Raw genomic sequence first — 6,790 nt, forward strand, 5'->3', positions numbered from 1 at the left:
TCGCTCCTTCGCTCAACTGCCTCTCCAAAGAATCCTTTCTCAGCCTAAACTCAACCCCAAAATCGCCATATGCGATTCCCCTGCCTCGAGGGGGGAGATTACGCGCTCAGCCGCCTCCGCCTCCACCACCCTGCTTGATGAAATGACCGAGCAGATCCATCGGCACCGGAAACACGACCGTCGACGAGCGCTCACCGGCGATGTCATGGAGAGCCTCGAAATAGCGTAGCTGCATGGCCTGCGGTGCTTCGGCCAGCATCTTGCCGGCCTCGACGAGCTTTGCCGCCGCCTGCTGTTCGCCGTCGGCATTGATCACTTTCGCACGCCGCAGCCGTTCCGCCTCGGCCTGCTTGGCGATGGCGCGGACCATGTTCTCGTTGAGGTCGACATGCTTGATCTCGACATCGGAGACCTTGATGCCCCAGGCATCGGTGCGCTGGTCGAGAATCTCCTGGATATCGCTGTTGAGCTTGTCACGTTCGGCCAGCATTTCGTCGAGCTCATGCTTGCCGAGCACCGAGCGCAACGTGGTCTGTGCCAGCTGGTTGGTGGCGGTCATGAAGTCTTCAACCTGGATCACCGCCCGCTCGGCGTCGACGATACGAAAATACAGCACCGCGTTGACCTTCACCGAGACGTTGTCGCGCGAGATCACGTCCTGCGGCGGGACGTCCTGGACCACCACGCGCAGGTCGACCTTCACCATCTGCTGCACGAAGGGGATGAGGATGATAAGGCCGGGGCCCTTGACTCCGGTGAAGCGGCCGAGCGTGAAGACCACGCCGCGCTCATATTCCCGCAGGATGCGAATGGCCGCGGATAGGAACATGACCACGACGAGCGCTGCTGCCAGATAGGCCACATAACCGATGATCATTGCCTTACTCCATCGCTTCTCACATTGCGGCGCCGTATCGTCAGCACGAGATCCCTGACATCGGCCACCTCGACGCTGTCGCCCACTGCAAGCGGTTCGTCGGCTTTTGCCCGCCAGCGCTCGCCCCGGGCGAGCACGTGGCCCTCGCTGCCCTGCCAGTCGAGGACCTCCGCCGGCAGCCCTTGCATGGCCTGTGCGCCAACACGCGGAACGTTCTTGCGGGCCGCCCACAGATAGCTGCCGGTCAGCAGCGCCAGGCCGAGCGTCAGGACGGCGGCGGTTCCGATAACCGCCCACGACATCTCGAAGCCGGGCCCCTCGATCCTGAGCAGCATGGCTGCGCCCAGCAGAAACGCAGCCACGCCTCCCAGCCCAAGGACCACAGTCGGGTTCAAGGCTTCGACGACCAGGAAGATGATGCCAAGCAGCATCAAGGCAAGGCCGGCATAGCTGATCGGCAGGAGATTGAGCGCATAGAGTCCGAGCAGAAGGCAAATCGTGCCGATCACGCCGGGCGCGACCGCGCCCGGGCTCGTGAATTCGAAGACGAGGCCATAGACGCCGACCAGCATCAGGATGACGGCGATGTTCGGGTCCGTGATCACGGCGAGAAGCCGGATGAGCCAGCCTGGCTCGAGCGTTTCGACCGGCAGTCCTTTCGTCGCCATTGCCTCTTTTTTGCCGACGATCTCGACTGTCCGGCCGTCGGCCAGTTGAAGCAGTTCGGTGGTGTCGCGGGCGACGAAGTCGATGACATGCTGCTGCAGTGCCGCGCCGGCCGACAGGCTGGCCGCCTCGCGCACGGCCTTTTCTCCCCATTCGGCATTGCGCCCGCGCAATTCAGCCAGGCTGCGGATCAGGGCAACGGCATCGTTCGTCGCCTTGGCGATCATCGCATCGCCCGCGGGCGCGTTCTTCTTGTCCTTGTCCGCCTCGGGGCCATCGTTCTTGCCGCCGTCGGGAAACGATGGCAGCGGCCCGCCCATCTCGATCGGCGTTGCCGCGCCCAGATTGGTGCCGGGCGCCATCGCCGCCAGATGGGTGGCGTAGAGGATATAGGTTCCGGCGCTCGCCGCATGCCCGCCGGCCGGCGCGACATAGCCGATGACGGGAACCGGCGAGGCGAGAATGCCGGCGATCATCTCGCGCATGCTGGTGACCAGCCCGCCGGGCGTGTCCATCTGCAGGATGAGAGCCTGGGCATTTCGGTCCGCGGCCACCGCCAGCGCTTCCTCGAGTTGCCTGGCACTCGCCGGACCGATGGCGCCGTCTATCTCGACGCGCAGCACAACTTTCTCCCGGCCGTCCGCCTCTCCGGTTGCGGAAGAGGGACAAACGGCCGCAACAGCCACGAAAGCCGCGGCAAGCAGGACCGCACGCGCGAGTTTCACGCTCAAAGCTCCACATCTAGGAATATGGGCTGGATTTTGCCGAAATCCATGACGCTTCGCGGCGGGTGACGCATCGCACGGTCCTGCTGGGCGTCGGCCTGCTCAGCGGCGGCTACGCCACCGAGAAGCTCCGCCAATCGGGCACGTTCCGCGGCTGTGCAGACCCGACGGCATGTTGCGCCATATAGACGAGGTCGGCGGCCGCACCCGACGGCGGCGGGGCCGCCGCTAAGTCCAGTCGATTTCCCCGTGATCGGTTCTTGTCGTTATCGCTCCGGCCGGCAGCCGATCACAAAACGCGACGACGTTCAGGCAGTCATATCGCGCGCTGGGCACGATCAGACCGTCATAATCGAGGAAATGCGCGGCCTCGCCGATGTCTTGCGACCTCGGATATTCGGCGTGCTTTTCCTGATACGAAAGCTGCCCGTAGCGCGAGGTGTCGAGGCCAAGGGTCTGCAAGGCTGCCAGGTCGAGCAGTCTGAGCGTCCGGTCCAAAGCAAGATCGATCTCAAGGAGATTGTATCTGACACGCGAAGGGACCACTGGCTGCCCGCGCGTCAGGTGGAATCTCATCTCGCTCAAGGCACCTTCGCGCTCTTGCGAGGTGTAGAGCACGTCGAATGTTCCATCGTCCCAACGGCCACCGGAGCTCGAGCACTGGACCGGGCTGCGGCCCTGGCGCACCACACGCCAAACCGTTCCGGAGTATTCGACCGGAACTATTGCCTCGATAGCGTCGATGAGCCGGCTATCACGTCGTTTCCGACCGGCGATCGCCAACTAGAGAAAGACCTCGTCCTCAAGCCGATCGATGACTTTGAGCACGTCGAGAGCACGGTCGTCGTGAATGAGATCTATCGCCCTTTCACCGTTCAATTGCGGGTGGCGAGCGTAAAGCCAGGTGCGGATATCGCTTGGCTCGTAGAATTCCTGCAGTCGGCCGACGATATAGTGCAGGTCCGATAGAATGAGCTCGCTGCGCGGCTGGGGCTTGATGTCGCCGGCTTTCCACCTCGAAACCGTGGCCTTGGACACATCGGTGATGTTTGCAATATCGGTTCCCTTGAGACCGCCAAACGTGCCCAATTCGTCCAGGAATCTGGGAACCGCCCGAAACGCCGTAGCCATGTTTTCTCTCCGGCTTCCAAGCCAGCTTCGCCCATGCGTGTCAGCCTGACACTTTGACTGCATCGGCGCATTTCAGTTTCACAAATGGAAAATATGAAACAGAGATGCAAATGTCAATTGCCGCTTCGGTTCGGGGGGTCTCCAGTGCCTGGTCGCTCAGGCCCGAAGCAGCGCCAGCTCTTCGGCAGTCAGATGGCGTACCTTGCCCTTGGCAAGGTCGCCGAGTTGCAGATATCCGATCGCGATCCGTACCAGGCGCAGTACCTCGATATCGTGGGCGGCGAGCAGCCGGCGGATATGGCGGTTGCGGCCTTCGTCGAGCACGATTTCCAGCCAGGCGGTGCTGGTGCCGCCGCGCAGCAACTCGATCGAGCGGGCCGTCAGCAATTCGCCGTCGACTGTCGCGCCGGCGCGCAACCGCGCCAGCATGGCCTCGTCGGGCAGGGCGCCGATCTGCACGTGATAGGTCTTGGCGACATGTGAGGCGGGGTCGAGCAGGCGCTGGGCGAGGCGCGTGTCGTTGGTCATCAACAGCAGGCCTTCGCTGGCCTTGTCGAGGCGGCCGACTGGCGAGACGAAAGGCAGGTCGAGCCCGGCCAGGCAATCATAGACGGTGCCGCGGTCCTGCGGGTCGTCACGGGTGGTGACCAGCCCGCGCGGCTTGTTGAGCATCAGATAGACCTTGCGCTCGGCGGCGACGCGGCGGCCGTCGACCTCGATGCGGTCGCGGCCTGGATCGACGCGCATCGAGCCGTTGCGCACGATCTTGCCGGCGACCCGCACGCGGCCCTCTGCAACCAGAAGCTCGGCCTGCTTGCGCGAGCAAAGGCCAAGCTTCGACAGCGCGCGACAGAGGCTGACGCCGGGAGGTTGGGTCCCGGGGGCAGGGCGCTGCCGGGCAATGTTCGGTCGCGGCGACATGGCGTTGGTTCTCGTTACGCGTTTTCAGTATAACCGGCTGCCGACTGTGTCCACGCAAGGACTGGAATGTCGCCTCGGATGCATGCGGCCAGTTAGATGAGCCTTGCCAGCCTTGCGGCGTCGCGTATGGCCAGCACGGCATCCGGATTGGTCACGGGATAGGCAGTGATGAAGCGTTCGACCGAAAATTCGGGGAATTCGGCTTTCAAACGGGCGGCAAACCTGGCCGCTTTGCCGGCCTCACTCGTGGCCGCATGCGCGAGCGCGAGAAACATCAGCACGTCCGGCGACTCCGGCGAACTCCGGCGGAGCGCTGCAATGGCTTGCCGGTGTCTGCCGGCGGCGAACAGAATGCGGCCCTGCATGCCGAAATACCAGGGCGGGGCCAGTGGGTTAAGCCGCATGGCACGCTCGATGAGCGGAATTGCCTCGGCCGGATCGCCAACGACAAGCGCCTTGCTGCCGGCAAGTAGCGGCAATATGCCGGCATGATTGAAGCCGTATTCGAGAGCGCGCCGGTGGGCGCGCTCCGCTCCTTCGAGATCGCCAAGGCATGCTCTGAGGTTGCCAAGGCACGCGTGGGCGCAGCTGTCCGTCGGGTCGAGGCGCAGTGCGTTTTCAGCCGCCGTCCGCCAGTTCTCGATCGAGGTCAGCACGTCGTCGCCAAAGCCGTTGCAGGCCTCGATCGAATAGGCATAGGCGAGTTCGGCCCAGCAGTTGGCGAAAGTGGGGTCAAGCTCCAGCGCTCGTAAAAACAGACGGATCGCCGCCGCATTGCCGGCGCGGCTGAACGTCGTGTGCTGTTCTACACCGAGCAGATAGCAATCATAGGCGCGCAGGCTGGCCGGCGGCTTGCGGCGAACCGCGTTGCGGCCGACGGTGGCGAGGGTTCCGTAACTGCCGGCAAACACATTGATGATGCTTTCGGTCAGGCTGTCCTGCAGCTCGAAAATGTCCTCGACAGGCCGGTCGTAGCGCTCCCTCCACAGGCTGACGCCGTTACGAGCATCGGCAAGCTCTATCGTCAAGCGAACCCTCTGGTCGTCGGCGCGCAACCGGCCCGAAACTATATAGGTGACGCCGAGCGTCTTACCGTCCGCGGCAAAATCGGCCGGCTTGCTGCCCAGTGATTTCATCGTGTGAAAGGCTATGACAGGCAAGCCTGCGTAGCGCGCCAGGTCGATGGTGATGTCCGACGACAGGCCATCGGCAAAGCGACGCCATCGCTCTTCGGAATTGAGGCATTCAATCGGGAATATGGCAAGCGTTGGCGGGGCTTCGGACAAAGGCAAAAGCGCTTCCTGCGACGCGCGCGGGACACCGCTAAAGTAGGTCGCAAGCCCGATCTTCGTCCGTACGCCGAGCTTTTCGTAGATGCTCGCAAGGTGAGTGCGAACTGTGGTCGGGGCAATGAAAAGCGCCTTGCCGATTTCACGGTAAGTCATACCGGACGCGAATTTTTCCGCAACCGCGCGCTCGCGACCCGACAAGGCGTCGAGCGCCTGGGCTTTCGAAGCGTCGTTGAGCATCATGCTGGAACCCCGTCCCCAGCGGAAGAATACTACAAATGCAGGAGGTCGAATACTGCATCTGCCCGATGCCGCCGCTGACGCACAAACTGCAAGGTCGCCCGCAGCAACAGCTGTGGTCAGGGGAGGGCTTCCATGCGTACCGTTTCGGTCGTTATTGCATGCGCGATTTTGAGTTCTTCGGCGGGTCTGTCGCCGTCGTTCGCAAGAGGATGCAGGCAGGTGCTGGAATCGGATGTGAAAATCACGAGCATGCGACTCTACGCCGACATCCTGGCCAATGCCGCCCGCAACGGCTGGGACTACACGCCTGAATCGATCGTCAGCGGCTCAAAGCGGCATTTCGAGGAGATGAAACTCCAGTTGAACGACGCCGGCTATGAGATCGTGCCTGTCGGCGTCCGCCTGTATTGCAAACGGTCCGACAAGCTCGCCGCCCGCTAGCAACCAGCGATCCGCCCCTTTGCGGCGCAAGCTTTCGGCAATGTTGAGCAGAAGACCGCGCCGGATCCATCTTGATCCGCTCAGCGCCGTGCGCTTTCAACGCGCCCAGGAACCTTCCCGATGCTGCCGCCCGACACCGGGCGACACCTCAGGTAAACGCGCCGGGTACACACCCGGGCAGCAAACCATCCCAGTGCCCACGGGACGTCCTAACTCATGCGGGGGATTTGATGGGGATCGAAGACGACCACGCGCCACTCCGCCTGGACCACGCGCTGTACCACTTGGACGGCACGCCAGCCGGCCGTTAGCTCTCCACGCCTGAGCATCTCGATGATGGTTGAATCCAAAATCACCACAGTTCGGTGCTCGTCGAGCGAGCTTTCAGCAGCCTGGTTCCGCAGCCTAAGTATGTGCAACTTCGGAAGCTGCCGACATCAATTCCTCGGGATTCGGCGCTCTGAAGGTGTTGAGGCCATCCTCCAGAACTTCAGTGA

7 protein-coding genes are annotated in these 6,790 nt (G+C 62.9%); 1 reads left to right on the forward strand and 6 read right to left on the reverse strand.

The window, feature by feature from the left end; translation table 11 throughout:
* Positions 1-106 precede the first annotated feature (106 nt).
* From NKJ17_RS33225 to NKJ17_RS33250, 6 genes are all read right to left on the reverse strand, one after another.
* Entirely contained in the window at positions 107-877 is a 771-nt protein-coding gene (locus NKJ17_RS33225) for a slipin family protein (RefSeq protein WP_023680344.1), read from the reverse strand.
* Positions 874-2,268 (reverse strand): NfeD family protein, encoded by a 1,395-nt coding sequence (locus NKJ17_RS33230; protein ID WP_352691924.1) that lies wholly within the window; start codon positions 2,266-2,268, stop codon positions 874-876. Before NKJ17_RS33230 ends, NKJ17_RS33225 begins: the two co-directional genes overlap by 4 nt.
* Positions 2,269-2,496: 228 nt before the next feature.
* A complete protein-coding gene (locus tag NKJ17_RS33235) occupies positions 2,497-3,051 on the reverse strand; it encodes an RES family NAD+ phosphorylase (protein WP_352691926.1) in 555 nt (184 codons plus the stop codon).
* Positions 3,052-3,399: a hypothetical protein gene (locus NKJ17_RS33240; RefSeq protein WP_352691928.1), complete on the reverse strand. Its 348-nt coding sequence runs from the start codon at positions 3,397-3,399 to the stop codon at positions 3,052-3,054.
* A 156-nt stretch (positions 3,400-3,555) separates the two neighbouring features.
* Entirely contained in the window at positions 3,556-4,320 is a 765-nt protein-coding gene (locus tag NKJ17_RS33245) for a pseudouridine synthase (protein ID WP_352691930.1), read from the reverse strand.
* A 92-nt stretch (positions 4,321-4,412) separates the two neighbouring features.
* The gene (locus NKJ17_RS33250; RefSeq protein ID WP_352691932.1) at positions 4,413-5,852 is read right to left on the reverse strand and encodes a LuxR C-terminal-related transcriptional regulator; all 1,440 of its coding nucleotides are present in this window, start codon (positions 5,850-5,852) and stop codon (positions 4,413-4,415) included.
* Between the two features lie 132 nt (positions 5,853-5,984).
* Here NKJ17_RS33250 and NKJ17_RS33255 point away from each other — a divergent pair, with 132 nt between their 5' ends.
* Positions 5,985-6,293, forward strand: a complete 309-nt coding sequence (locus tag NKJ17_RS33255; RefSeq protein WP_352691934.1) for a hypothetical protein — start codon at positions 5,985-5,987, stop codon at positions 6,291-6,293.
* Positions 6,294-6,790 lie beyond the last annotated feature (497 nt).

Origin of the sequence: Mesorhizobium sp. M0208 (assembly GCF_040322015.1) — a bacterium.
Taxonomy (GTDB): Bacteria; Pseudomonadota; Alphaproteobacteria; order Rhizobiales; family Rhizobiaceae; genus Mesorhizobium.

What these genes read in the sequence shown, in the direction of transcription:
- NKJ17_RS33255 (WP_352691934.1), top strand. Translation starts at nt 5,985, where the DNA reads ATGCGTACCGTTTCGGTCGTTATTGCATGCGCGATTTTGAGTTCTTCG.
- NKJ17_RS33225 (WP_023680344.1), bottom strand. Translation starts at nt 877, where the DNA reads ATGATCATCGGTTATGTGGCCTATCTGGCAGCAGCGCTCGTCGTGGTC.
- NKJ17_RS33250 (WP_352691932.1), bottom strand. Translation starts at nt 5,852, where the DNA reads ATGATGCTCAACGACGCTTCGAAAGCCCAGGCGCTCGACGCCTTGTCG.
- NKJ17_RS33240 (WP_352691928.1), bottom strand. Translation starts at nt 3,399, where the DNA reads ATGGCTACGGCGTTTCGGGCGGTTCCCAGATTCCTGGACGAATTGGGC.
- NKJ17_RS33245 (WP_352691930.1), bottom strand. Translation starts at nt 4,320, where the DNA reads ATGTCGCCGCGACCGAACATTGCCCGGCAGCGCCCTGCCCCCGGGACC.